Source organism: Pseudomonas sp. YL2, assembly GCF_023063025.1.
Classification (GTDB): Bacteria; Pseudomonadota; Gammaproteobacteria; order Pseudomonadales; family Pseudomonadaceae; genus Aquipseudomonas; species Aquipseudomonas putida_A.
This window is the reverse complement of the sequence record NZ_JAJSLU010000016.1, coordinates 117,087-142,818: the sequence shown is the minus strand read 5'-3', so window position 1 is coordinate 142,818 and position 25,732 is coordinate 117,087. Positions and strand designations below refer to the sequence as shown.

The 25,732-nt window shown below is 60.8% G+C and carries 18 protein-coding genes, 1 pseudogene and 2 riboswitches; of the genes and pseudogenes, 6 read left to right on the top strand and 13 right to left on the bottom strand.

What is annotated here, in order from left to right:
• Nucleotide 1: 1 nt before the first annotated feature.
• From LVD08_RS21315 to LVD08_RS21300, 4 genes are all read right to left on the bottom strand, one after another.
• Nucleotides 2-664: an amino acid ABC transporter permease gene (locus LVD08_RS21315; protein WP_003225455.1), complete on the bottom strand. Its 663-nt coding sequence runs from the start codon at nucleotides 662-664 to the stop codon at nucleotides 2-4.
• Nucleotides 665-715: 51 nt separating this feature from the next.
• Nucleotides 716-1,564, bottom strand: a complete 849-nt coding sequence (locus tag LVD08_RS21310; protein ID WP_098964184.1) for a transporter substrate-binding domain-containing protein — start codon at nucleotides 1,562-1,564, stop codon at nucleotides 716-718.
• 286 nt (nucleotides 1,565-1,850) lie between these two features.
• Entirely contained in the window at nucleotides 1,851-2,132 is a 282-nt protein-coding gene (locus LVD08_RS21305) for a type II toxin-antitoxin system RelE family toxin (RefSeq protein WP_096797672.1), read from the bottom strand.
• The gene (locus LVD08_RS21300) at nucleotides 2,122-2,370 is read right to left on the bottom strand and encodes a type II toxin-antitoxin system Phd/YefM family antitoxin (RefSeq protein WP_003225462.1); all 249 of its coding nucleotides are present in this window, start codon (nucleotides 2,368-2,370) and stop codon (nucleotides 2,122-2,124) included. Before LVD08_RS21300 ends, LVD08_RS21305 begins: the two co-directional genes overlap by 11 nt.
• Before the next feature lie 276 nt (nucleotides 2,371-2,646).
• Here LVD08_RS21300 and LVD08_RS21295 point away from each other — a divergent pair.
• A pseudogene (locus LVD08_RS21295) lies at nucleotides 2,647-3,074 on the top strand (thioredoxin family protein).
• Between the two features lie 166 nt (nucleotides 3,075-3,240).
• On the opposite strand, the gene LVD08_RS21290 reads toward LVD08_RS21295, so the two are convergent.
• The 6 genes from LVD08_RS21290 to cobW form a co-directional block, all read right to left on the bottom strand.
• Nucleotides 3,241-4,800, bottom strand: a complete 1,560-nt coding sequence (locus LVD08_RS21290) for a TerC family protein (protein ID WP_247269189.1) — start codon at nucleotides 4,798-4,800, stop codon at nucleotides 3,241-3,243.
• Nucleotides 4,801-5,215: 415 nt separating this feature from the next.
• Entirely contained in the window at nucleotides 5,216-6,862 is a 1,647-nt protein-coding gene (locus tag LVD08_RS21285; protein ID WP_247269188.1) for a phospholipase D-like domain-containing protein, read from the bottom strand.
• A gap of 191 nt (nucleotides 6,863-7,053) precedes the next feature.
• Complete coding sequence (locus LVD08_RS21280) at nucleotides 7,054-7,728, bottom strand: vWA domain-containing protein (protein ID WP_274621258.1); 675 nt, start codon at nucleotides 7,726-7,728, stop codon at nucleotides 7,054-7,056.
• The gene (locus LVD08_RS21275; protein ID WP_247269187.1) at nucleotides 7,713-8,711 is read right to left on the bottom strand and encodes an ATP-binding protein; all 999 of its coding nucleotides are present in this window, start codon (nucleotides 8,709-8,711) and stop codon (nucleotides 7,713-7,715) included. Before LVD08_RS21275 ends, LVD08_RS21280 begins: the two co-directional genes overlap by 16 nt.
• Nucleotides 8,712-8,854: 143 nt before the next feature.
• Complete coding sequence (cobN, locus tag LVD08_RS21270) at nucleotides 8,855-12,703, bottom strand: cobaltochelatase subunit CobN (protein WP_247269186.1); 3,849 nt, start codon at nucleotides 12,701-12,703, stop codon at nucleotides 8,855-8,857.
• Nucleotides 12,704-12,706: 3 nt separating this feature from the next.
• A complete protein-coding gene (cobW, locus tag LVD08_RS21265) occupies nucleotides 12,707-13,777 on the bottom strand; it encodes a cobalamin biosynthesis protein CobW (RefSeq protein WP_274621254.1) in 1,071 nt (356 codons plus the stop codon).
• A gap of 98 nt (nucleotides 13,778-13,875) precedes the next feature.
• Nucleotides 13,876-14,088, bottom strand: a riboswitch (cobalamin riboswitch).
• A 967-nt stretch (nucleotides 14,089-15,055) separates the two neighbouring features.
• Nucleotides 15,056-15,277, top strand: a riboswitch (cobalamin riboswitch).
• A gap of 123 nt (nucleotides 15,278-15,400) precedes the next feature.
• On the opposite strand from cobW, the gene LVD08_RS21260 reads away from it, so the two are divergent.
• The 4 genes from LVD08_RS21260 to cobM all read left to right on the top strand — a co-directional run bounded on the left by LVD08_RS21260 (nucleotide 15,401) and on the right by cobM (nucleotide 17,546).
• Nucleotides 15,401-15,598, top strand: a complete 198-nt coding sequence (locus LVD08_RS21260; protein WP_003225486.1) for a CbtB domain-containing protein — start codon at nucleotides 15,401-15,403, stop codon at nucleotides 15,596-15,598.
• Nucleotides 15,599-15,609: 11 nt separating this feature from the next.
• The gene (locus LVD08_RS21255; protein WP_247269185.1) at nucleotides 15,610-16,308 is read left to right on the top strand and encodes a CbtA family protein; all 699 of its coding nucleotides are present in this window, start codon (nucleotides 15,610-15,612) and stop codon (nucleotides 16,306-16,308) included.
• Nucleotides 16,305-16,718 carry a cobalamin biosynthesis protein gene (locus tag LVD08_RS21250; protein WP_041072679.1) on the top strand — a complete coding sequence of 138 codons (414 nt, stop codon included), beginning with the start codon at nucleotides 16,305-16,307 and terminating at the stop codon, nucleotides 16,716-16,718. The genes LVD08_RS21255 and LVD08_RS21250 overlap by 4 nt, the downstream gene beginning before the upstream one ends.
• 81 nt (nucleotides 16,719-16,799) lie before the next feature.
• Nucleotides 16,800-17,546: a precorrin-4 C(11)-methyltransferase gene (gene cobM, locus LVD08_RS21245; protein WP_247269184.1), complete on the top strand. Its 747-nt coding sequence runs from the start codon at nucleotides 16,800-16,802 to the stop codon at nucleotides 17,544-17,546.
• Nucleotides 17,547-17,693: 147 nt separating this feature from the next.
• Here the strand turns inward: cobM and nfuA are convergent, their stop codons facing one another.
• The 3 genes from nfuA to LVD08_RS21230 all read right to left on the bottom strand — a co-directional run bounded on the left by nfuA (nucleotide 17,694) and on the right by LVD08_RS21230 (nucleotide 21,840).
• Entirely contained in the window at nucleotides 17,694-18,278 is a 585-nt protein-coding gene (nfuA, locus tag LVD08_RS21240) for a Fe-S biogenesis protein NfuA (RefSeq protein ID WP_003225494.1), read from the bottom strand.
• Nucleotides 18,279-18,335: 57 nt separating this feature from the next.
• Complete coding sequence (locus tag LVD08_RS21235) at nucleotides 18,336-19,361, bottom strand: acyltransferase family protein (protein ID WP_247269183.1); 1,026 nt, start codon at nucleotides 19,359-19,361, stop codon at nucleotides 18,336-18,338.
• A 184-nt stretch (nucleotides 19,362-19,545) separates the two neighbouring features.
• A complete protein-coding gene (locus tag LVD08_RS21230; RefSeq protein WP_247269182.1) occupies nucleotides 19,546-21,840 on the bottom strand; it encodes a fatty acid cis/trans isomerase in 2,295 nt (764 codons plus the stop codon).
• A 156-nt stretch (nucleotides 21,841-21,996) separates the two neighbouring features.
• Here LVD08_RS21230 and metH point away from each other — a divergent pair, with 156 nt between their 5' ends.
• Nucleotides 21,997-25,707 (top strand): methionine synthase, encoded by a 3,711-nt coding sequence (gene metH / locus LVD08_RS21225; protein ID WP_247269181.1) that lies wholly within the window; start codon nucleotides 21,997-21,999, stop codon nucleotides 25,705-25,707.
• The last annotated feature ends 25 nt before the right edge of the window (nucleotides 25,708-25,732 follow it).

Here is a 25,732-nt window from a genome sequence, read left to right as displayed (position 1 = left end):
CCTATCGGCGGATCGCCAGACGCTGCTCGAGGTAACGCAGCAGCATGGCAATGAGGTAACAGGCCGCGACATACAACGCCGTGGTCACCAGCCAGGTTTCGATCACCCGGTAGCTCTCGACGTTGATCTTGCGCGCGTAATAGGTCAGCTCCGGCACCGCAATCGCGGCGGCCAGCGAGGTGTCCTTGAACAGCGAGATGAAGTTGTTCGACAGCGCCGGCAGCACGTTGCGCAGCATCACCGGCACGGTGACGTAGGCCTTGACCTGCCACTCACCGAGTCCGATCGCCAGCCCCGCTTCGCGCTGGCCTTTGGGGATGCTCAGCAAGCCGCCACGGAACACTTCGGTCAGATAGGCACCGGCATACAGCGACAGCGTGATGATGAACGAGGGAATCTTGTCCAGACGGATCCCCAGGCTCGGCAAGGCAAAGTAGATCAACAGAATCAACACCAGAATCGGCGTATTACGCACCACCGTGACGTACACCGAGGCCAGCACCCGCAAGGCGCGATGCTTCGAGAGCAAGGCAAACGCCATCAGCAGGCCGATCACGCAGCCGATGGCGATCGACACCAGCGCCAGTTCAAGGCCCAGACCGAGCCCCGCCAGCAAGGTGTCGAAATCGCGCCACACGGCGGCAAAGTTCAACTGATAGTTCATGGTCAGCAGTACCTTGAGCGGGGCGCGTGCAGGCGCCCCACTCTCACGGGATCATTTGAATTCGACAGGGAAACCAATCGCCGGCGACGGCAGGTCGACACCGAACCATTGCTTGAAGGATGCCGCGTAAGTCGGGAACTCAACGCCGGTCATGGCTTCATGCAGAGTGGTGTTGACGAAGTTCAGCCAGTCCTGATCGCCGCGTTTGACTGCGCAGGCGTAGGTCTGTGGGCTCCACGCGTAGGTCGGGCTGCGGTAGCGGCCGGGGTTCTGCACCATCAGGTATTTGACCGACGACTGATCGGTAGCCGCGGCATCGGCACGGCCGGAGTTCACCGCCTGATACATCAGATCGACACTGTCGTACTGATCGACCTTGGCCTTGGGCAGCGCCTGATGCACCAATTCTTCGGCATAGACGTTTTGCAGCACGGCCACCGTAACGCTGTCACCGGCCGCCTGCAGGTCTTCGATTTCCTTGTACTTGCTGTTGGCCGGCAGCAGCAGACCGACACCTTCGCGGTAGTACGGCAGGGTGAATGCCACTTGCTGCGCGCGGCTGGCGGTAACGGTGATGAACTGGCAGCTCATGTCGACCTTGTCGGTCAGCAGATTGGGAATTCGCGCGTCGGACGACTGCACGACGAACTCGACTTTGCTTGGGTCATTGAACAACCCCTTGGCCACCATCCTGGCGATGTCGATATCAAAGCCCTGCAACTTGCCGTCCGCACCCTGAAAGTGCCACGGCGCATTGGTGCTGCCGGTGCCGACAATCAGCTTGCCCCGGGCCAGAACACTGTCGAGCTTGCTATCGGCTGCCTGGGCCATGCCCATCACAGCGGACGAAGCCGCAAGAACGAAAACACACGCTTTGAACAACGAAGGACGGCGATGCATGGCAAGCACTCCAGGATGATGTTTATTCCGCTATACCGGAACACGGTTTGTTACTGCGGAATAGACAGCAGAAAGTGTGCCACAGGAATCACAGGGAAACTGTAGAGGGGTTAAATGTTTTTGGAATCAACGGGATGCAGGAAATGCGAAAAATGGAGTCAGGTGCGGGTACTGATGGGCTGCGCTACCTTAGGCTACAAATAACGAGTAGCAGGTTCCCAGATGGAGCACGAAGGGCTACTTCGGTGCAATGTGGTTAGCGATTGAAGGGGCCAGCTCTCCATATCTATCGGCAAGCGGCTTGGTCGTAGACCTCTCCCCGCTCTCTTCTCCCTACCGCAATCACGGTAACAACCAAAACCTCGTTCTTTACGCGATAGACCAGCCTGTATCCAGCACTGCGAAGCTTGATTTTGTAGGCGTTTCCCAACCCTCGGAGTCGATCGGCAGGAACGTGAGGATTGACCAGACGTGTAGAGAGCTTTTTCTTGAACTGATCCTGAAGTGCTGAATCAAGCTTTTTCCATTCCCTCCACGCTTTCTCGGAAAACTCCAGCTCATAGGTCATCTATAGAGACCTTGATGGTAGGGTCGTTTTCTCGCTCCTTGCATAGTGCGATCAGTTCCAGGTCCTCAAGACGATTCATCATCGCCTCATACTCTTTTGCGGGCACACAATAAAACGCCGGCTCATTTCGATTCAGGATCGCTACAGACTGGCCGCCACCAGCGGCCACAGTACCCATGGGATTTCTTTTCAATTCAGAAATACTCGCAACGATATTAGAAAGGACTACGTGAGTCATGATGGTGCTCCCTGGAGTGCTGTTAATGGTGCTTAAAATAGCACTCCAAGACGGCTTCGACGCCTATCGCTTATTACCGCCTTCTCTTTTATTGAGTGAAAAAAGGTATCACGTCCCGACATTCCATATTTCCGGGCTTCGTGTCGGGCCGGTCCTTCATAAAAGTGGGAAAAATCTCGCGAATCCACAGGCCACCTGTAATTTCTGACAGTAGACCTGTTCTTCACCCTTCTTTAACGTTATCGAACCTTCGAGGTCGTTGAAAAGGAGTTCTCAATGAGCGCTGCCAATACCATTTCCAATCTGGCCCCGGTTTACCGCAAAGCCCTGAAAACCTGGCGCCCGGTGATCCTGTATTTCGCCAATGAACACTGCCCCGCCTGCGAATGGGCCGGGCCGATTTTTCGTCAGATTGCCGAGCCGTACCGGCATCGCGCCAATATCTACATGCTTAACACCCGAGAGTCGCCGCGCCATCCGTTGGTCACCGGCACGCCGACGGTGCTGTTCTACAAAACGGCAGGCTGGTGAAAAAACTCAAAGGCATCGGCACAGAGGAAACACTGGCGGCGGACTTTGCCCGGCATATTGGCAGGACCAGGGCACCGGTGGTGCAGCAGAAACCAAGGCATGACCTGCCGTGGTTGCGCCGCACATTGAGCAGGCTCTGCACAATCACGCGTGCGCATCGGCGGGTGATTTGAGGCAGTGCATTTCCCGTAATCGTTGCGGCGTCTGACGCATCGCTTTCGCGGGCAAGCCCGCTACCACAGGGGTCAACGTTGTTCACACATTTCGTGTACGACGCGTGCACTGTAGGAGCGGGCTTGCCCGCGAAGGGGCCGGCACCGTCAGCGCAAGGCTGCTGCCTTACGCAGAATCGCGCACCAGCAACACCTGCGTCACCCGTCGTTCCTCAACGGCTTTGACGGTCATTTGCCAGCCTGCGTACTGCAGCCGATCGCCGATCATCGGCAAGCGATCCAGCAGGCTCATCACCAGTCCGGCCAGGGTCTGATAGTCCTCGGTCGGTTCGGCGCCGAACCCGGTGCGCTGGCGAACACGGGTCAGGTTCAACGCGCCGTTGACGACAAAACCGCCCTGCTCCTCGATCACGTCCGGGCCTTCGATCTCGCTGGCATCGGGCAGTTCGCCGGCAATCGATTCGAGGATGTCGGTCATGGTCAACACACCGACGAAGTCACCGAATTCGTTGACCACGAAGGCGATGTGAGTCGACGCCGCGCGCATTTGCTCCAGCGCATTGAGGATCGAATAGCTGTCGAGCAGGTTGATGGTCTTGCGCGCCAGGTGCTCCAGATTCGGCTCGGTACCGGACAGGTATTCCTTGAGCAATTCCTTTTTGTGCACGAAGCCCAACGGTTCATCCACCGCGCCGTGGCGAATCAGCGGCAGACGTGAATACGACGAGTGCATCAATTTTGTGCGAATCGTCTCGGCGTCGTCGGCCAGATCGATGGTGTCGACATCCGCACGTACGGTCATCAGGTTCCGAATCGGCCGCTCGGCCAGTTGCAGCACGCCACTGATCATCACTCGCTCGCGGCGGTCGAACAGCTCCGCACTCGGGGCTTCGCCGTCATCCAGCAGATCGGAAATTTCCTCGCCGACCTCCTCCGCCTCCAGCTTGCGCCCGCCCAGCAGACGCATTACCGCGTGGGCCGTACGCTCACGTAGGGGGCGCAGGCCTTGCATCGAACGCTTGCGCCGGGCCCGGGCGATCTGGTTGAACACTTCGATCAGGATCGAGAAACCAATCGCCGCGTACAGATAGCCTTTCGGGATGTGGAAGCCCAGGCCTTCGGCTGTCAGGGCAAAACCGATCATCATCAGGAAGCCCAGACACAGCATGATCACCGTCGGGTGCGCGTTGACGAAGCGGGTCAGCGGCTTGCTGGCGACGATCATCAGGCCGATGGAAATGATCACCGCGATCATCATCACCGCCAGTTCATCAACCATGCCGACGGCGGTGATTACCGCGTCCAGCGAGAACACCGCATCGAGCACCACGATCTGCGCGACGATTGGCCAGAACAGCGCGTAAGCGGCATTGGTCGAGCGCTGGCCGACGTGGCCTTCGAGTCGTTCGTGCAGCTCCATCGTCGCCTTGAACAGCAGGAATACACCACCGAACAGCATGATCAGGTCACGGCCGGAGAAGCTCTTGTCGAACACCTCGAACAACGGCTGCGTGAGGGTCACCAGCCAGGAAATACTCGCCAACAGGCCCAGGCGCATGATCAGCGCCAACGACAGGCCGATGATCCGCGCACGATCGCGCTGATGCGGTGGCAGTTTGTCCGCCAGGATCGCGATGAACACCAGGTTGTCGATACCCAGCACCAGCTCCAGCACGATCAAAGTCAACAAGCCTAACCAGGCCGTGGGATCCGCTAACCATTCCATAAAATGTCTCGATCTCTCTTCAGTGAATTCAGGCTGCCGGACACGGCAAAGTGCAACGCGAAGGCTCTGAAGCCGCGTTGTCAACGATAGACGGGAGTCGGAAAACCGGATGCTGCGAGTACGTCAAGACCGCGCCATGGCGCGTGGAGAAGGTACGACTGGGAGGCTCCAAGAGGGTGTTCATGCAAATCCTGAATGAAAAATGGCCTTGGAGCGTACAGGCTCAAGGCACATTTTCTACAGCGGCAAATCATTTCAAAATCTGTAAGAGCACAGGAAATTTGATTTTCCTGCAGGCCCTTTCGCGAGCAAGCCCGCTCCCACAGGGGTTATTCGTCGGACGCAGGTTCTGAGTTCAAAGAAGGTCCAACGTGGGAGCGGGCTTGCTCGCGAAGGGGTCATCAAACACACCACATCATCGCCCGGCAAAACGCAACCGCGACAACTGGCGCAAATCCCCTTCCACGTAATAATCGTTGGTCCAGCTGTCATCCACCGCCAATGGACTCACCTGCTTCAGTTCCAGCTTTTTCGCGAAATAGCGAAAGCGGTAATGCTCATAAAACCGCAGCAACTCCAGGCCATAGCGATCAGCCAGATCGGTGTCGCCACGAATGATCAGGAAGTTCTCGTCATTGCCGTTACTGGCTGACGTACTGAGGTTGTGACTGCCGCTGATGATGGTCGGCGCATCGGTGGTGAAGTCGGTGATCACGGCTTTGGTGTGCACCAGCAGGTTGCCCTTCTGGCCTTTCATGTTTTCCTTCAGCCAGCCTTCCAGCCCGGTGTTGAGTAATGCTGTGGCAGCGAATTCGGCGGTGCGGTCGGCATGAAACCCGGTGATGCTGCTCGCGGTGTTTTGCAGGCCGTAACGCAGGATGTCGTCATGCGGTTTGCCGAGCAGCGCGTTGAGGATCGCGTCCGGCAAGGTGAACGCGGTGACGAACAGCACGTCCTTCCTGGCCGCCTCGATGATCTCGACAAACGCACGCAAATCACCACCACCGCTGCGTGGCGAGAACCCGGCGAACAGCGCCTGTGTCGGGTCCATCGGGTTGTGTTCGGTGATCCAGCTGCGCGTCGCAGCGACGTCGGCCGGGTTGGCCCAGACTTCTTCGAAGGTTTGCAGATAACGCGCGGCAATCGTCACGTCGTCGAGCGTATGCACCACGTTGGCCTGGCGATACACGCCATTGGCGGTGAAATTGGTGCTACCGCACAGCACCGCCTGCGGTTGCCGCTGACCCGCGCCATCGACACGGCTGAGAACAATGAATTTGTCGTGAAAGATGTTATGGGTGACCCGGCCGCGCTTGTTCGCCATCGGCAATTTGGCAAGGTTCGTTTCGTTCAGGGTCGTATCGGGATCATCAGGTTGCGCGTGATACAGCACGCGCACCTGAACCCCCCGGGCAAAGGCCGCATTCACTGCGTCGACGATCGCCTGCAACTGATACTCGTAGATCGCGATGTCCAGCGCCCACTGCGCGTCCACCGCACGTTCGATAAAGCCCAGTAATCGCTCCAGCAGCTCGTTCTCCAGCCACAGCCGCGCCGCGTCGGGCCAGGCTTCGATGGGCAGGTTCTTGTTGGCGCTGATCTGCGCGTCGAGGTCGGGAAATTTGCGCTGGAAGGCCTGACTGGCGGCCACAGCACGGTTGAATATCACGCTCTGGTTGGCCGGATGACCGTCGTCACTGGTGATGCTCAGCTCCAGTGATTCGCCAAGTTGTGGCGCGTCCGCCGTGCCATAGGCCAGATGCACGCGATAGTGCATCGTCGTGCCCGGGTTGACCGCGTAATCGGCCCAGCGGAATTTCTGTAGCGGCGCTTTATCGCTGGGCGTGGCGTGATACTGCGGGAACGTGTGTGCCTTGCCGGGAAATGTCAGGCTGTTGAACAGGAACAACCACGGTTTGTCGCCCTGCTGCTTTTCGATGGCAAACCCGAGCAGGCCTTTGCGTCGGGGCTCGGCGAGGTCCATGGCGAGTAATACGCCGTTGGTGCCGGCGTAGGCTTTGACGCGAAAATCGTCCTGAGGATTGGCGACCAGTACCCGCATGATTCACTCCTTGTGATTGGGCTGGGGTGGAGCATAGAGCGTCGGAGCCTGATTGCCATGTTCACCTGAAACCGAGTCGGAGCCATCGCCAGCAGGCTGGCTCCCACAGGGTTTTGTGTCGCACACAATATTCGCGAACACCGCTCAAACTGTGGGAGCCAGTCTGCTGGCGATGAGGCCCGCACAGGGCATCACACATCATCAATATGCCGATAATCCGCATTCAACGCCTTCGCTAATTCTCGCGCCCGTGCCAGGCGGATCGGCCCACGCTCAATGTCGATCAACAATCCCGGACACTCCAGCGGCGGCATCGACGGTAAGGCTTTTAAACGCCCATCCGTGACCACCAGCAAGCGCTGCTGCTCGGCCGGGAAGCGCTTTTGTCGCTGCACCAGCCATTGCTGTGCCTGCGTCAATGCCGCCACCAACGGCGTGCCGCCGCCCGCCCCCAACGCCTCCAGCCAGGTGCGCAAGCCACTCGATGCTTTCAGACCTTGCACCTGCCATTTCGGCGCGCTGCCGCTGGCGGTCAGCAAGGCCAGTCGCGCGCGCTGCCGATAAGCATCATCGAACAATTGCGCGAGCAGGCCTTTGGCATCACTCAGCGCCTGATGCCTACGGGTCGAAGCCGAGGCATCGACGATCACCAACCACAATTCATGGGCAGTACGAGTGCGCAACTGAAACTGCAGATCTTCACGAGTCTGCGGCCGACCGTTGAGCAGCGTGCCCGGCCAGTTCACCCGGCCGCTGCGCGCGGCGTGGCGCTGGCCTTGGCGTCCATGATCGAGGCGACCGGCGCGGGGTCTGGCATTCGCCCCCGCGTCGGATCGGGGACGAATGCCGGTTACTTTTTTGGCCAGCTCGGCACTTCGCGACGGGCACCCGTGGCCAGTGCCGGGGCGGGCATATCACCCCACTGGCCCTGCCCTTCGCTCGGTTCGGCCTGGCTACTGGCCGGGTTCTGCGCGGGCGGTTGCGGACTCGACGAAGAAGGTTCGCGACGCCGATGCCGCAGGGCAAATTCCGCCACGGCGTCGATGTCCTGCTCGGCAATCGCTTCGGCGCCGCGCCATGCCGCATGCGCACGGGCCGCACGCAGCCAGACCAGATCAGCACGCAAGCCATCGACGCCAGCAGCGAAGCAACGCTGGGTGATGCTCGCCAACGCGTCGTCATCCAGCGGGATGTTCGCCAAGGCGATGCGCGCCTGTTCGCAGCGCTCACGCAGCGCTTGCTGCTGGGCTTCCCACTGCACGCAGAACGCCTGTGGATCGCTGTCGAAATCCAGGCGGCGGCGGATGATCTGCCCGCGTTCGGTCGGCGCGGTGTGGCCGCTGAGGGCGACGTTCAGGCCGAAACGGTCAAGCAGCTGTGGCCGTAATTCACCCTCTTCCGGGTTCATCGTGCCGATCAATACAAATCGCGCCGAATGCCGATGGGAGATGCCGTCGCGCTCGATCAGGTTGGTACCACTGGCAGCCACATCGAGCAGCAGGTCGACCAGATGATCGGGCAGCAGGTTTACTTCATCGACGTACAGCACACCGCCGTCAGCCTTGGCCAAAACACCGGGAGAAAACTGCGCCCGCCCTTCACTCAGCGCGGCGTCGAGATCAAGAGTGCCGACCAGACGTTCCTCGGTGGCGCCCAATGGCAGCGTGACGAACTGACCGCTGGCGAGCAGATCGGCCAAGCCACGGGCCAGGGTCGACTTGGCCATGCCGCGCGGGCCTTCGATCAGCACGCCACCGATTTTCGGGTCGATGGCGGTGAGGCAGAGCGCGAGTTTCAGGTCATCGGCGCCGACCACGGCAGAGAGCGGGAAATGCGGGGTGTCGGTCATCTTCAATACTCGGTCATGGTCGGTGTGGATTCATTTCAGTGTAGGAGTGAGCCTGCTCGCGATAGCGGTGGTTCAGCGACAAATAGGTTGGCTGATACACCGCTATCGCGAGCAGGCTCACTCCTACAAAATGTTGTGGTGTGTCAGGCGTCTTCTTCTATATCCAGCAGCAGGTTTTCCAGTGCTTCTTTATACACGCCGGGTTCCTGCCACATCCCGCGCTGCTGCGCTTCCAGCATGCGCTCGGTCATGTCGCGCAGCGCATGCGGATTGTGTTCACGAACAAAATCGCGGGTCGCCGGGTCGAGCAAGTAGGCGTCCGCCAGCAACGCGTACTGATGATCATCGATCAGTTGTGTGGTGGCGTCGAAAGCGAACAGGTTATCGACTGTCGCCGCCAGTTCGAAGGCGCCTTTATAGCCATGACGCTTGACCCCTTCGATCCATTTCGGATTGGCCGCCCGCGAGCGGATCACCCGGTTCAGTTCTTCTTTCAGGGTACGGATTCTCGGCAGATCCGGCTGGCTGTGATCACCGTGATAACTCGCCGCCGCTTCGCCGCGCAGGGTTTCCACCGCCGCGAGCATGCCGCCCTGAAACTGGTAATAGTCGTTGGAATCGAGCAAGTCGTGCTCGCGATTGTCCTGGTTCTGTAGCACCGCTTGCACCTGACTCAGACGCTGGACGAACTGTTCACGAGCGGCGGTGCCCTCGTCCGCCCCGCCGTAAGCGTAAGCGCCCCAATTCAGATAGACCTCGGCCAGATCTTCGCGGCTCTGCCACAGGCGACCGTCGATGGCGCCCTGTACCCCCGCGCCATAGGCTCCGGGTTTGGCGCCGAAAATCCGCCAGCCGGCCTGGCGCCGCGCCGCGTCGGCATCCAGCCCCGATTGCAACAGCGCCTCGCGCTCGGCACGCACCTTCGCCGCCAGCGGGTTGAGGTCATCCGGTTCGTCCAGCGCCGCCACCGCTTGCACGGCGGCGTCGAACAGACGAATCAGGTTGGCAAAAGCATCGCGGAAAAAACCCGAGACCCGCAGCGTGACGTCGACCCGTGGCCGGTCGAGCAGGCTCAGCGGCAGAATCTCGAAATCATCGACGCGCTGACTGCCGGTGGCCCACACCGGGCGCACGCCCATTAGCGCCATGGCCTGAGCGATGTCGTCGCCGCCAGTGCGCATGGTCGCGGTGCCCCACACCGACAGGCCGAGCTGACGCAGGTGATCGCCGTGATCCTGCAAATGCCGCTCGAGAATCAACGTGGCGGACTGGAAACCGATGCGCCACGCGGTGGTGGTCGGCAGGTTGCGCACGTCCACCGAGTAGAAGTTGCGCCCGGTGGGCAACACGTCGAGACGGCCACGGCTGGGTGCGCCGCTTGGGCCGGCGGGGACGAAGCGACCGTTGAGGGCGTCAAGCAGACCGCGCATTTCGGCGGGGCCGCAGGCGTCGAGGCGTGGGGCGACGACTTCGCGCAGATTTTCAATGATTGCACTGACTTCAGCCCCCCTCGGTTCCTGTAGGAGTGAGCCTGCTCGCGATGGCGTCAGGTCAGGCAATTCAGTGTTGAATGACATACCGCTATCGCGAGCAGGCTCACTCCTACAAGGGGCGTGCAATGTTTCGGAGATCAGTTGGGTGGCGAATAGCTCAAGGCGTTCGCGGGTATCGCCGGCAGTGCGCCAGATTTCTTCGCTGAGGCTTTGCAGCTCTGGCGGACGCGGGCCGTTCCATGGATCGGCAAGCACACAATCCAGCGGATCAAAGCCCAACTCGAAGGCCTTGGCCAACGCCCGCAGCAGACTCGACTGCGCGCCCTTGCCGTCGCCACGCGGAATGCGCAGCAAGGCCAGCAACGTATCGATGCGCAAACGTCCGGTCGGCGACTCGCCAAAGATGTGCAGGCCATCGCGGATCTGCGATTCCTTCAGGTCACACAGATAGGTGTCCAGACGCGGCAGCCAGATCGCTGCGTCGGCGTCGCTGTCCAGACCGGCGTCGAGTTGCAGTTCGCGGTCGATCTGCGTCTCGCGCACCAGTTGCAGAATGTCGCGCTGCAGCTCCCGCGCACGACGCGGATCGAGCAGTTGCGCCTCGTAATATTCGTCGGCCAGCAGTTCCAGATTGCGCAGCGGGCCGTAGGTTTCGGCACGGGTCAGCGGCGGCATCAGGTGGTCGATGATCACCGCTTGCGTGCGCCGCTTGGCCTGGGCGCCCTCGCCCGGGTCGTTGACGATAAACGGATAAATGTTCGGCAGCGGCCCGAGCAATGCGTCCGGCCAGCAATTTTCCGAGAGGCCGACGCCCTTGCCCGGCAACCATTCGAGGTTGCCGTGCTTGCCGACGTGAATCACCGCATGGGCACCGTAGGTGTTGCGCAGCCAGAAATAGAACGCCAGATAGCCATGCGGCGGCACCAGATCCGGGTCGTGATACACCGCACTCGGATCGACCTGATAACCGCGCGCCGGTTGAATGCCGACGAAGGTCAAGCCAAAACGCAGCCCGGCGATCATCATCCGCCCGTCGCGGCACATCGGATCGTTTTGCGGCGCGCCCCAGCGTTCCAGCACCGCCGCGCGATTGGCTTCCGGCAGCGCGTTGAACATCGCCAGATAGGCATCCATCGCCAGGCTTTGCTGGCACGGACGCAGGTCGATGCTGTCGAGGTCGTTGCTCACGCCGCCGAGCAATTGCTGGATTAACGCGGTGCCGCTGTCCGGCAACTCCGCCGTCAGCGGGAAGCCTTCCGCCTGCAACGCGCGCAGCATATTCAATGCCGCCGCCGGCGTGTCCAGACCGACGCCATTGCCGATCCGGCCGTCGCGAGTCGGGTAGTTGGCGAGGATCAGCGCGATGCGTTTTTCCGTGTTCGGCAGCCGCGCCAGATCGCTCCAGCGCCGCGCCAGTTCAGCGACGAAATCCATGCGTTCGGGTTGCGCCCGGTAGCAGACCACGTCGGACTGGCTGCGCTCGCTGCGCCAGGCCAGATCCTTGAAGCTGATCGGCCGGCTGATGATGCGCCCGTCGAGTTCCGGCAAGGCAATGTGCATCGCCAGGTCCCGTGGCCCCAGGCCCTGCTCGCTGTCGCGCCAACCGGGCTCGTTGTCCTGAGCGCAGATCGCCTGAATCACCGGAATATTGCGCCGGAACGGGCGCAGGTGCGGCGCTTCCGGGCTGGATTGCGCGAAACCGGTGGTGTTGAGAATCACCGCCGCCTCAACCTCATCCAGCCAGTCCTCGACCACCGACAGGCAGCCGGGTTCTTTCAGGCTGGCAACCGCGATCGGCAACGGATTGAGCCCCGCCGCCTGCAAGCGCTGGCAGAACACATCGATGAACGCGGTGTTCGCCGCTTGCAAATGCGAGCGATAAAACAACACCGCCGCGACCGGTTGACCGGGCAGCCATTCAGCTTGCCAGTCGCTCAGCGCGGCGGTGTTTTTCTGTGGGTGGTAAATCGCTGTACGCGGCAACGCCTGCGGCTCGCCCCAGGCGTAGTCACGCGCCAGCCAGCGGTTGGCCAGGCAATGGAAGAAGTCCAGCGCATTGCCCATGCCACCCTGACGCAAGAACTGCCAGAGGCGGTCGCGATCTTCGGCGGGCACCGTGCTCAGGTCGCTGAGTTCCGGGTCGGGACGATCATCGCCCGGCACCAGAATCACCTGCGCCCCGCGCTCAGACAACTCCACCAGTCGCTCGACGCCATAACGCCAATAAGCGATGCCGCCGTGCAGCGAAATCAGAATGACCTTGGCGTGACGCAGCACCTCATCGACATACAGGTCGACCGAGGCGTGATTCTGTACCTGCATCGGATTGGCCAGGCGCAGGCTCGGGTAATCCTCGGGCAATTGCTGCGCGGCTTCGGCGAGCAGCGCCAGGCTGGAGTCGCCGCTGCACAGGATCACCAGCTCGGCGGGGGTTTGTCCAAGGTCGGCAATGTTGTCATCCGACACGAAACCGCCGGGCTGGGTCCTGAGCAGGTGCATGGCTTAAACGCTGAGCGCGGCGCGCAGTTGCGCTTCGAGTTGCGCGGCGTCGAGTGCCTGACCGATCAGCACCAAACGGGTGACGCGCGCTTCGTCAGCGCCCCACTGGCGGTCGAAGTGCTTGTCGAAACGCGTGCCCACGCCCTGAATCAACAGGCGCATCGGCTTGTTCGGAATCGCCGCGAAGCCCTTCACGCGCAGGATGCCGTGCTGCACAACCAGTTGCGTCAGCGCGTCGAGCAGCAGGCTTTCGTCGGCTTGCGGCAGTTCGATAGAGATTGAATCGAAGGCGTCGTGATCGTGGTCATCATGGTCGTCATCACCGTCGTGGTGGTGATCGTGATGGCTGTGGCGGCTGTCGATATGTTCTTCGGATCCGGCACCGAGACCGATCAGCACGTCCAGTGGCAGGCGACCGTTGCTGGCTTCGATGATTTTCACCGCTGGCGGCAGTTCTTCGGCGACTTCGGCGCGAACGCGAGCCAGATCTTCGGCGCAGGTCTGGTCGGCCTTGTTGAGGATCACCAGATCGGCGCTGGCCAGTTGGTCGGCGAACAGTTCGTGCAGCGGCGACTCGTGATCGAGGTTCGGGTCGAGTTTGCGCTGGGCATCGACCTGATCCGGGAACGCGGCGAAGGTGCCGGTAGCCACGGCCGGGCTGTCGACCACGGTGATCACCGCATCCACGGTGCAGGCGCTGCGGATTTCCGGCCACTGGAAGGCTTGTACCAGCGGTTTTGGCAGGGCCAGACCGGACGTCTCGATCAGGATGTGATCGAGGTCACCGCGCCGGGCGACCAGTTCACGCATCACCGGGAAGAACTCTTCCTGCACCGTGCAGCACAGGCAGCCGTTGGCCAGTTCGTAGACGCGGCCGGTGGCTTCTTCTTCGGTGCAGCCGATGGTGCATTGCTTGAGGATTTCACCGTCGATGCCCAGCTCGCCGAACTCGTTGACGATCACCGCGATGCGACGGCCCTGAGCGTTGTCGAGCATGTGTCGCAGCAAGGTGGTTTTGCCCGAGCCGAGGAAACCGGTGACGATGGTGACGGGGAGTTTGGCCAGTGTTTTCATCGGATGCCCTTTGGCAAGGTGGCGGGCATACGGGACGAGATCCGCTGCGAGCGTGCGCGCGGAAGAATTCGCCACCGGATCACCCCGCCCGGTTGTAGTGAGAAATCTGTGACGAGGCAGGTCTCCTGGCTGACGGTGTTCGGGCCTTGGGCCCGGCGTTCGTTGCGCCTTCCCGCGGGCTCAGTGGATTGAGCTGGCAGTGGCGTGGCAACGAACTTCACCGTTCACAGTTGCGGGGGCAGCCGCGGCTTTGACCGCGTTCCCTTCTTAGCTTCGGCGTGGGCCGAAGAACCTCGAAAGCGCAAGGCTACGCATCGGGTGGTGACCGGTCAATGGTTGGATTGGGGGCATATCCGTTGCTGCGGGGGTTGCTGATTACGGTTTCGCCGTTGCGGCGGGTCACTTTTGCCAGACTTCGGGTTACGGGGTTTGGTTTTTTTGGATTGGGGGCATATCCGTTGCTGCGGGTGTCGCCGCTGGCGGTTTCGCTCTTACAGCGAGTCACCTTTTCCAAACGCCGAAAAGGTAACCCAAAAGGCTTTGCCCCGGCGTACGGCACTTCGCTTAGGCTCAGTGTTCCCTCGCTACGGTGTCCATCCGGGGGCATCGCCTACGGTTTGCTTCGCTGCACCTCCTCTCGATGTATGCGGCTTCGCCGCATGGCGCTGCGCGCCTTCCCCCTGATGGACACCTACGCTCGGCCTGCCGAAGGGGCAGAAGATCAAAAGCCACATCAAAAGCCAGAGCCAAAGCCAAAGCCAAAGCCAAAGCCAAAGCCAAAGCAGATCAAAAGATCGCAGCCTTCGGCAGCTCCTACACGGGAGTGGGTGTATTCAGTTAGAGATTGGTCGGCTGTCAGGCCGCCTTCGCGAGCAAGCCCGCTCCCACAGTTTAGATTGTGTACAGCCCCATGCGGCGCAGCCGCCCCACTCAACACAATGAGCGTTAGCTCGAGTACCGCTTTTGATCTGAGGGCCCGTCGGCAGGCTGAGTGGAGGGATTTGTCCGGGGGTGGGAGCGCAGCGACCGTTTGGCGCAGCCAAACACAGCGAGAGGAGGTGCAGCGAAGCAAACCGTAGGCGCTGCCCCCCGGATGAATCCCGGAGCGAAGGAACCCGAGCCTAAGCGAGGGCCGAACGTCAGGGCATAGACCTTTTGGTTACTTTTGGGGCGTTTGCCAAAAGTGACCCGCCGTAAGGGCGGAACCCTAAGTGGCCGTTACCGCAGCAACGGATATGCCCCCAATCCCAATTGACTCAAATCCTCCCCTCATGGTCTCCTACACAACTTGTTACGGGTGCCCTTCACAGGGTGAAACGGGAAACCGGTGAATCATGTGCTTTACTCAAAGCCATGTCAGTCCGGTGCTGCCCCCGCAACGGTAAGCGAGCGAAGCGTCAGATCCACTGTGCCAACGCGGCATGGGAAGGTGACGCTTGCAGGTCGGCCAGACGCCAACCCCTCGTGAGCCCGGAGACCGGCCCGCAACACACAGTGCGCAGTTTGCGTCGCTGAACATAACAAACCCGCGGTGGGCGGGCGCTGTTCGAACCTCTGCGTGCCCGACTCGCAGGGGTTTTCATGCGCTCTATATCACCCGCTGACACTCCAGAGGGAAGCGCCATGTCGATCATCAGCAGCACCGGCAGCAACACCGACAAAATCTCCAGCACCGCCACCTTGAGCCAACGCCTGACCGCCGCAATCTTCGCGTCGATTCTGGGGGCCAGCCTTGTGTACTTCGCCGGTTTCTCGCACATCGAAGCGGTGCATAACGCCGCCCACGATACCCGCCACAGCGCCGCGTTCCCGTGCCACTGAGACCTGCCGACATGATCAAGCGTATCGCGCAAACCGCAGGTTTCACCGGCCTGCTGGCCGCCCTGCTGCTGACGTTGCTGCAAAGTTTCTGGGTCTCGCCGCTGATTCTACAAGCCGAAACCTTCGAGAAGTCCGAACCGGTGGCCGTTCACGAACACGCCGCCGGTACGGCTGCTCACAACCATGACGCCGAAGCCTGGGAGCCGGAGGACGGCTGGCAACGCGTGGTCTCGACCACCGGCGGCAATCTGGTGGTGGCAGTCGGTTTCGCCCTGATGCTCGCCGGCCTGTACACCTTGCGTGCACCGACCAAAACCTCGCAAGGCCTGCTCTGGGGCCTGGCCGGCTACGCGACCTTCGTCCTTGCGCCGACCCTGGGCCTGCCGCCTGAACTGCCGGGCACCGCCGCAGCCGATCTGGCTTCGCGGCAAACCTGGTGGATCGGCACCGCTGCCTCCACCGCTGTTGGCCTGGCGTTGATTGTGTTCAGCCGCCACTGGTTGATGAAGTTGCTGGGCGTGGCGATCCTCGCCGTGCCGCACGTGATCGGCGCTCCGCAACCGGAAGTGCATTCGATGCTCGCTCCGGAAGCGCTGGAAACCCAGTTCAAAATCGCTTCGCAGTTGACCAACGTGGCGTTCTGGCTGGCCCTGGGCCTGATCAGCGCCTGGTTGTTCCGCCGCAAAAGCGATGGTCAGTACCACGCATGACCGATGACCGCGCAGCGCCGACCTTTGTAGTCGGCCTGGGCTGCCAGCGCGGCTGCCCGGTCAGCACGCTGCGCGCGTTACTCGATCAGGCGTTGCAGGCGCATCGTATAGAACTTGAAGCGGTCAAGGCCTTGGCCAGCATCGATCTTAAACGCGATGAACCCGGCCTGCAGGAACTGGCCAGCCAACTGGCGTTGCCGCTGTTGTATTTCAGCAGCGACGAACTGGCCAGTTATCAGCAACGTCTGAGCCACCATTCGCAGATCGCCTACGAGCGCACCGGTTGCTACGGCGTGGCGGAAAGTGCCGCCCTGGCCCTCGCCGAGCAGTTGATTCAGGCACCGGCAAAACTGCTGATTTCCCGGCAAAAATACGCTCAGGCAACCTTGGCATTGGCCGGCGCTGCGTAAATTCCCGATAATCCCCCCGTTTGATCATGAGCAATCTTCATCTGAAGCGTTGCCCTGCCCCGTTTTTCACAGGATTTCTTCATGACCGTCTACTTCATCGGCGCCGGCCCCGGCGACCCGGAATTGATCACCGTCAAAGGCCAGCGGCTGATCCGCAGTTGCCCGGTGATCATCTACGCAGGCTCGCTGGTACCGGCTGCGGTGCTGGAGGGGCATCAGGCTGAAACCGTGGTCAACAGCGCCGAATTGCATCTGGAGCAGATCATTGAACTGATCAAATCCGCCCATGCCAAGGGCCAGGACGTGGCGCGGGTGCACTCGGGTGATCCGAGTCTGTATGGCGCGATTGGCGAGCAGATTCGTTATCTGCGCGAGCTGAATATTCCGTTCGAGATCATTCCCGGCGTCACCGCGACCGCAGCGTGTGCAGCCTTGCTAGGCGCGGAACTGACACTGCCGGACGTGTCGCAGAGCGTGATTCTGACCCGCTACGCGGACAAGACCGCAATGCCGGCGGGTGAGGAGTTGAGCAGTCTGGCGCAGCATGGCGCGACCATGGCGATTCATCTGGGGGTCAATCATCTGCAGAAAATCATCGCCGAACTGCTGCCGCATTACGGCGCGGATTGCCCGATTGCGGTGATTCACCGGGCGACATGGCCGGATCAGGACTGGGTGGTGGGGACGCTGGAAGATATTGCCGAGAAAGTTGCGGCCAAGGGGTTTCGGCGCACAGCGTTGATTCTGGTCGGGCGGGTGTTGGGCAGTGAGGTGTTTAGCGAGTCGTCGCTGTATCGCGCGGGGCATGCACACCTCTATCGCCCATGAAGGCCCTTTCGCGAGCAAGCCCGCTCCCACATTTGGAATGCGCCCAAATGTGGGGGCGGGCTTGCTCGCGAAGGCATCATTGAATTTCACGCAAAAAAAACGGCGCTCACGGGGCGCCGTTTTTCGTGTTCGCAGTGAACACCTTACTCAGTAGTAGGCGTTTTCTTTCTGCGTGTGGTCGGTCACGTCGCGCACACCTTTGAGCTCTGGAATTCGCTCGAGCAAGGTGCGCTCGATGCCTTCCTTCAGGGTCACGTCGGCCTGGCCGCAGCCCTGGCAGCCGCCGCCGAACTGCAGCACGGCAATGCCGTCCTCGACCACATCGATCAGGCTGACCTGACCGCCGTGGCTGGCCAGCCCCGGGTTGATTTCGGTTTGCAGGTAGTAGTTGATGCGCTCGTTGACCGGGCTGTCGGCGTTGACCATCGGCACTTTGGCGTTTGGCGCCTTGATGGTCAGCTGGCCGCCCATGCGGTCGGTGGCGTAATCGACGACGGCGTCGTCAAGGAACGCTTCGCTGAACGAGTCGATATAGGCAGTGAAGCTTTTCAGCCCCAGCGCGGTATCTTCAGGTTTTTCTTCGCCCGGCTTGCAGTAGGCAATGCAGGTTTCGGCGTACTGGGTGCCAGGCTGGGTGATGAAGACGCGGATGCCGATGCCCGGGGTGTTCTGCTTGGAGAGCAGATCGGCCAGGTAATCGTGGGCGGCGTCGGTAATGGTAATAGCGGTCATGGAAACTCCTCGCAGGCTTGGGCGCAGTTTACGCCAATCATTGCGCCGGACAAAGTCCTAGTATTTTTGTCGGGAAAGATTCTCGACAGGTGCGCGCATCGGTTCGCCCTCGATCCGCGCTTTAAGCCACTGATAGCTGCGTTTTTCCACCCATTCGTAGCTCAACCATGACCCCCCACCAATCGCCAGAGCGCAGACGATGAACATCAGATACGGGTTGATTCCGTAGCGTCGCGCGATAAAACCACCAACCGACAACACCAACACGTGCATCAGATACACCGAATAGGAACAGTCACCGAGCCATTTCATCACCCGATTGCGCTCGACGTAGCGCTCCAGCGCCATGCAAGCCATCACTAGCACCGCGCTCGGCACGCCCCAGTTCAATAACCTTGGCGCCGGTGCCAGGTGATAGATCGCCATCATCGCAGCGCCCATCGCCAACAGCGGCAGCCACAGGCCGGCGCCAATCCAGCCCCGGCGATAGAGCACGCCAATGCCGATCCCCAGCAGAAACTCGTAGACGATGTCGGAACGGTAAAACTCGTTGAGCCAGCCGAACGCCTGACACACCGAAAACAGCAACGCGGCGACCACCAGCAAACGCACCTGCCAGCGGAACACCAGCGCGCATGCAAACAACACATAGAAGAGCATTTCGTAGTTGAGCGTCCAGCCGACATTCAGCGTCGGATAAATCCCGTAGCCGCCGGGGTTTTGCGCAGGAATGAATAACAGCGACGCGAGGAAATGCGCCCAGTCCACCGTCTGATCCGGCAACATTGGCCGGGCGAACAGCACCAGCAACGCCATCAACAGCGTGTACAGCCAGTACGCCGGGACGATGCGAAAAAGTCGGTACAGCAGGAAGCGCGCGGGCGGCAGTGCTTTGCTTTCGGTGGAGAGGAAAATCACCAGACCACTGATGACGAAGAAAACATCGACGCCGACTGCGCCTTTGTCGATGAAGAACTGCCCGACCGGGCCGCGCGCCTTGAAGTCGAAGAAAATCTGCATGAAGTGGTGACAGACCACCGTCCACGCGGCAAGCGCTCGCAGGGCCTGCACTGAAATCAACATGATCGGCTCCTGTCCACAACTCTCAAAACCACCACCGACCCCTTGTAGGAGTGAGCCTGCTCGCGATGACGGCATGTCAGGCGACAACCATTCTGAATGGACTGACGCCATCGCGAGCAGGCTCACTCCTACAGGGAATGTGCGGTGTTGCTAAGAATTAGGACAGTCGACCTGTATTAAACGATCAAAGATTCTGGTAGCGGTTCATGTCCAGCACGCCCTCTTCCACCGGGTCAGTTTCGTGGAGGTATTGGCTCAGGTCGTGGAAATAGAACCAGAATTGCGGATGACTGCGACGGATCCCCCAGCGTTCGACGATTTTCTCGAAACGATCGGCATCCTTGGCATTCTCCATGGCATCGACAAATTCCGATACTTGCTCGGCCGGAATGTTGAAGATGAAGTTCGGATAGCTGCTGAGCACGCCCGGGTAAATGGTCAAGGTGTCCAGCCCTGGCTGATAGCGCAGCGACTCGCCCAACAGGAACGCCACGTTGCTGTGCGCGCGATTGCGCAGCAGGCTGTACACCTCGCGTTTGCCGCTGCGGGTTTCAATGCGCAGCATGGTCGCTTCCGGCAATTGGTCGATGACCTTCAAACCGGCGGCCGGACGCGACGTCAGGCGGCTCAGCGCCTGCTCGGCATTTTGCAGCGCTGGGTCGATATTCGGCCGCGAGCAGTAGGCGCCGTCACAGCGGTTGATCGGATCCGGTCGCGCATTCAGATCGCCGTAACGCGCCAGCAACTGCATGGCGAAATCGTATTTCGGGTCCTTCGGATCGAGTTTCAGCGCGGTCGGTTTGTCGTCGTCGATCGCCTCATAGTCGAGCCACATCTTGAACTGGCCGCTGCTTTGGTACCAATCGTCGAGGTAGTCCTCGCGGGAATCGGCCGGCATCAGGCGCAGGAAGTTCTGCTCGGCGCCGTTGCGGATCAGGTCGAAATACAGACGAGTCTGCGCCTGATGGGAGACGTTGCCGAACACATCGAAGTTGACCGCCAACTGATAATAGGTGCGCTCCAGCAGCGGATAGTCGAACAGCCACATGGTCTGTGGCACTTCGCCGATCAGGCCTTTGGTCACCGACGCACTGTCGAAGTGGCGGAAAATGCTCAGCAGCGCGTTGTCGTTGCCGGCCCACAGGGTTGACCAGCTCGGAGCCGGCAGTTCGGCGTAACTGTCGCGGCGCAGGGCTTCGTATTCGTTGCGCTTGTTGCGGTAGTTGTGCCACAGGCTCAGCACACTGCCGACGTCATCGTTCTGCCCGGGCATTGCCAGCAACGGCGTGGCCTGGCCGCGATAGTTGGGGTCGGTGATGTAAAGATCATGTTCCGGCGCCTGGAACAGCGCCCAGAAGTTATCGCGGATCACATCCGTCGCAATCTGCCCACGGCACACCGGCCCGCGAATGAAGGTGCGGACGAAGTATTCAGCGTTATCGAGCATGAACTGGTAACGCGCCTGCGCCGGAATCGCCTCGAAGGTGGCGAACGGGTTGGCCCGGCTCTGCGGGCCGTAACCCGGCAACGCATTGACCTGCCAGTTGCCGCTGTAGAACAGACTCTTGACCCGCGCCATCTTCGCCGCACTCAGCGGATAGGTGATGTGGGTCTTGTGCACGATCACCCCTTGCACCGGCCACAAGCGGTAATACACCTGAGTGCCCGGATCGTCATTCGGGCGGCGGGTGGCGATCAGGTCGATCGGCTGCCCTGTCGGCGTGCGCGAACGCACCCACTGGAAGTAGTGCCCCGGCTCGCCGTCCTTGAAATAGATATGCGCGAGGAACCAGTGTTCGAACAGCCAGCGCCCGACCAGACTCTGCCGCGCCCCCGGCGCATTGAGCAGGTTTTCCCACTGGACGATTTGCAGCGCTTCCCTGGCGCTCGGCGCCAGCCCCTGCTCGTCGATCGGCGCACCGGACGCCAGCCAGCGTTGCAGGGTCTGGTATTGCTGATCGGTCAGCCCGGTCACCGCCAGCGGCATGCCTTCTTTCGGGTGGGCGCCGGCATAGCCGTCAAACTCGGCGGGCATCGCGCACATGTTTTCCCGTTGCAGGCCGAGCACGATGTCTTCCGGCAGCTTGGCATTCGGGGTCAGCGGGGTTTTGTGGCCCAGTTCCAGCATCCGCGCCATCAGCGCCGCTTGGCTACCCTGGGCATCGAGTACCGAATAAAAGCCCTTCTGCTGCCAGGCACGTTTGCCGAAGGCGTCGTAGAACAGCCGCGTGGTCGGCGCCGCCTGAGTGCGTTCGCCGTCGTAGACCGGCATCTTGCTTGCGCCCCGCCCTGCGCCTTCGCCGCTGCCCAGATTGAGCTGGCACGCCGAGTCGTAGCAGGCATGGCAGGCCACACACTTCTCGGTGAAGATTGGCTGGATGTCACGCGTATATGAAATAGAAGGTGAGATCGCGGGTTCCTGCGCAATGGCGCCCCAGCTTAAGAACAGCAAGAAAATGCTGATGACGCGGTACGACATGCCCATGATCCCGATCGTGAAAAAAACGCCCGCGATTCTACAGTATGACGCTCGTACCAACATGAACGATATTCATGCAAAAGCAGCACGTGCTCCAAAAGCGCACAGGTTTGTTATGATCCCGGCCCTTCGTCATGGTCTTTTCGAGTAGTCCCAATGTCCGATCGCAGCGTCCGCCTTCAAGCTCTCAAGCAAGCCCTCAAAGAGCGCATCCTGATTCTCGACGGCGGCATGGGCACGATGATCCAGAGCTACAAGCTCGAAGAACAGGATTATCGCGGCAAACGCTTCGCTGACTGGCCGAGTGACGTCAAGGGCAACAACGACCTGCTGGTGATTACCCGTCCGGACGTGATCGGCGGCATCGAAAAGGCCTATCTGGATGCCGGCGCCGACATTCTGGAAACCAACACCTTCAACGCCACGCGCATTTCCATGGCCGACTACGGCATGGAAGAGCTGGCGTACGAATTAAACGTAGAAGGCGCGCGACTGGCGCGCAAGGTGGCCGACGCCAAGACCGCCGAAAACCCGGACAAGCCACGTTTCGTCGCCGGCGTGCTCGGCCCGACCAGCCGTACCTGCTCGCTGTCGCCGGACGTCAACAACCCCGGCTACCGCAACGTCACCTTCGACGAACTGGTGGAAAACTACACCGAGGCCACCAAGGGCCTGATCGAAGGTGGCGTCGATCTGATCCTGATCGAAACCATCTTCGACACACTCAACGCCAAAGCCGCGATCTTCGCCGTGCAAGGCGTGTTCGAAGAGCTGCACATCGAACTTCCGATCATGATTTCCGGGACCATCACCGATGCGTCCGGCCGTACCCTGTCGGGCCAGACCACCGAAGCATTCTGGAACTCCGTGGCCCACGCCAAGCCAATCTCGGTCGGCCTCAACTGCGCGCTCGGCGCCAGTGAACTGCGCCCATACCTGGAAGAGCTGTCGAATAAGGCCAGCACCCACGTTTCCGCGCACCCGAACGCCGGTCTGCCGAACGAGTTCGGCGAGTACGACGAATTGCCGGTGGACACCGCCAAAGTCATCGAAGAATTTGCCCAGAGCGGCTTCCTCAATATCGTCGGCGGTTGCTGCGGCACCACCCCGGGCCATATCGAAGCCATCGCCAAAGCCGTGGCCGGTTACGCGCCGCGACAGATTCCGGACATTCCCAAGGCTTGCCGCCTGTCCGGTCTGGAACCGTTCACCATCGATCGCAGCTCGCTGTTCGTCAACGTCGGCGAGCGCACCAACATCACCGGTTCCGCCAAGTTCGCCCGTCTGATCCGTGAAGACAATTACACCGAAGCCCTGGAAGTCGCCCTGCAGCAGGTCGAGGCCGGCGCGCAGGTGATCGACATCAACATGGACGAAGGCATGCTCGATTCGAAGAAGGCCATGGTGACCTTCCTCAATCTGATCGCCGGTGAGCCGGACATCTCCCGCGTGCCGATCATGATCGACTCGTCGAAATGGGAAGTGATCGAAGCCGGTCTGAAGTGCATTCAGGGCAAGGGCATCGTCAACTCGATCAGCATGAAAGAAGGCGTCGAGCAGTTCATCCATCACGCCAAGCTGTGCAAACGCTACGGCGCTGCGGTGGTGGTGATGGCGTTCGACGAAGCCGGCCAGGCCGACACCGAAGCGCGCAAGAAAGAAATCTGCAAACGCTCCTACGACATTCTGGTCAACGAAGTCGGCTTCCCGCCGGAAGACATCATCTTCGACCCGAACATCTTCGCCGTGGCCACCGGTATCGAAGAACACAACAACTACGCGGTGGACTTCATCAACGCCTGTGCCTATATCCGCGACGAGCTGCCGTATGCGCTGAGTTCCGGCGGCGTGTCCAACGTGTCGTTCTCGTTCCGTGGCAACAACCCGGTGCGTGAAGCGATTCACTCGGTGTTCCTGCTGTACGCGATCCGCGCCGGCCTGACCATGGGTATCGTCAACGCCGGTCAGCTGGAAATCTACGACCAGATCCCGCAGGAGCTGCGCGATGCCGTCGAAGACGTGATCCTCAACCGCACGCCGGAAGGCACCGACGCCCTCCTCGCCATCGCTGACAAGTACAAGGGCGACGGCAGCGTCAAGGAAGCCGAGACCGAAGAGTGGCGCAGCTGGGACGTCAACAAGCGTCTGGAGCATGCGCTGGTCAAGGGCATTACCACCCACATCGTCGAAGACACCGAAGAGTCGCGCCAGTCGTTCGCGCGGCCGATCGAAGTCATCGAAGGCCCGCTGATGTCCGGCATGAACATCGTCGGCGACCTGTTCGGCGCCGGCAAAATGTTCCTGCCGCAGGTGGTGAAATCCGCCCGCGTAATGAAGCAGGCCGTGGCGCATCTGATCCCGTTCATCGAACTGGAAAAAGGCGACAAACCGGAAGCCAAGGGCAAGATCCTGATGGCCACGGTAAAAGGCGACGTGCACGACATCGGCAAGAACATCGTCGGCGTGGTGCTGGGTTGCAACGGCTACGACATCGTCGACCTCGGCGTGATGGTCCCGGCGGAGAAAATTCTCCAGGTGGCCAAGGAAGAGAAGTGCGACATCATTGGCCTGTCCGGGCTGATCACTCCGTCGCTGGACGAGATGGTCCACGTGGCCCGCGAAATGCAGCGTCAGGATTTCCATCTGCCGCTGATGATCGGTGGCGCGACCACGTCCAAGGCGCACACTGCGGTGAAGATCGAGCCGAAGTACAGCAACGACGCGGTGGTCTACGTCACCGACGCCTCGCGCGCCGTGGGTGTGGCGACACAGTTGTTATCCAAGGAACTCAAGGCCGGTTTCGTCGAGAAGACCCGTCTGGAATACGTCGATGTGCGTGAGCGCACCGCCAACCGCAGCGCCCGTACCGAGCGCCTGAGCTACGCGGCAGCGATTGCCAAGAAGCCACAGTTCGACTGGGCGAACTACACGCCGGTCAAGCCGACCTTCACCGGCACTCGCGTGCTGGACAACATCGACCTCAACGTTCTGGCCGAGTACATCGACTGGACGCCGTTCTTCATCTCCTGGGACCTGGCCGGCAAATTCCCGCGCATCCTCGAAGACGAAGTGGTCGGTGAAGCCGCCACCGCGCTGTACAAGGACGCGCGCGAGATGCTCACCAAGCTGATCGACGAGAAGCTGATCAGCGCCCGTGCGGTGTTCGGTTTCTGGCCGGCCAATCAGGTGCATGACGACGACATCGAACTGTACGGCGATGACGGCAAGCCGATGGCGCGCCTGCATCACCTGCGCCAGCAGATCATCAAGACTGACGGCAAGCCGAATTTCTCGCTGGCCGACTTCGTCGCCCCGAAAGACAGCGAAGTGACCGACTACGTCGGTGGTTTCATCACCACCGCCGGCATCGGCGCCGAAGAAGTCGCCAAGGCCTATCAGGACGCTGGCGACGACTACAACTCGATCATGGTCAAGGCACTGGCCGACCGTCTGGCCGAGGCCTGCGCCGAATGGCTGCACCAGCAAGTGCGCAAAGAGCACTGGGGTTACGCCAAGGATGAGGCGCTGGACAACGACGCGCTGATCAAAGAGCAGTATTCCGGTATCCGTCCGGCACCGGGTTATCCGGCCTGCCCGGATCACACCGAGAAGGCCACGCTGTTCACCCTGCTCGATCCTGAGGCCAGGGAAATGCGCGCGGGCCGCAGCGGCGTCTTCCTCACCGAACACTATGCGATGTTCCCGGCGGCAGCGGTCAGCGGCTGGTACTTCGCCCATCCGCAGGCGCAATACTTTGCCGTGGGCAAGGTCGACAAGGATCAGGTGCAGAGCTACACCTCGCGCAAAGGTCAGGAGCTGAGTGTGACCGAGCGCTGGCTGGCGCCGAACCTCGGTTACGACGAATGACCGCAACGGTCAGTCCCCGGACCTT

Coding starts and splice junctions, on each gene's coding strand:
- LVD08_RS21260 (WP_003225486.1), top strand. CDS start 15,401: ATGTCGATCATCAGCAGCACCGGCAGCAACACCGACAAAATCTCCAGC.
- metH (WP_247269181.1), top strand. CDS start 21,997: ATGTCCGATCGCAGCGTCCGCCTTCAAGCTCTCAAGCAAGCCCTCAAA.
- LVD08_RS21305 (WP_096797672.1), bottom strand. CDS start 2,132: ATGACCTATGAGCTGGAGTTTTCCGAGAAAGCGTGGAGGGAATGGAAA.
- LVD08_RS21285 (WP_247269188.1), bottom strand. CDS start 6,862: ATGCGGGTACTGGTCGCCAATCCTCAGGACGATTTTCGCGTCAAAGCC.
- LVD08_RS21235 (WP_247269183.1), bottom strand. CDS start 19,361: ATGTTGATTTCAGTGCAGGCCCTGCGAGCGCTTGCCGCGTGGACGGTG.
- cobM (WP_247269184.1), top strand. CDS start 16,800: ATGACCGTCTACTTCATCGGCGCCGGCCCCGGCGACCCGGAATTGATC.
- nfuA (WP_003225494.1), bottom strand. CDS start 18,278: ATGACCGCTATTACCATTACCGACGCCGCCCACGATTACCTGGCCGAT.
- LVD08_RS21275 (WP_247269187.1), bottom strand. CDS start 8,711: ATGACCGACACCCCGCATTTCCCGCTCTCTGCCGTGGTCGGCGCCGAT.
- cobN (WP_247269186.1), bottom strand. CDS start 12,703: ATGCACCTGCTCAGGACCCAGCCCGGCGGTTTCGTGTCGGATGACAAC.
- LVD08_RS21300 (WP_003225462.1), bottom strand. CDS start 2,370: ATGACTCACGTAGTCCTTTCTAATATCGTTGCGAGTATTTCTGAATTG.
- LVD08_RS21250 (WP_041072679.1), top strand. CDS start 16,305: ATGACCGATGACCGCGCAGCGCCGACCTTTGTAGTCGGCCTGGGCTGC.
- LVD08_RS21255 (WP_247269185.1), top strand. CDS start 15,610: ATGATCAAGCGTATCGCGCAAACCGCAGGTTTCACCGGCCTGCTGGCC.
- LVD08_RS21290 (WP_247269189.1), bottom strand. CDS start 4,800: ATGGAATGGTTAGCGGATCCCACGGCCTGGTTAGGCTTGTTGACTTTG.
- LVD08_RS21315 (WP_003225455.1), bottom strand. CDS start 664: ATGAACTATCAGTTGAACTTTGCCGCCGTGTGGCGCGATTTCGACACC.
- LVD08_RS21310 (WP_098964184.1), bottom strand. CDS start 1,564: ATGCATCGCCGTCCTTCGTTGTTCAAAGCGTGTGTTTTCGTTCTTGCG.
- LVD08_RS21230 (WP_247269182.1), bottom strand. CDS start 21,840: ATGTCGTACCGCGTCATCAGCATTTTCTTGCTGTTCTTAAGCTGGGGC.
- cobW (WP_274621254.1), bottom strand. CDS start 13,777: ATGAAAACACTGGCCAAACTCCCCGTCACCATCGTCACCGGTTTCCTC.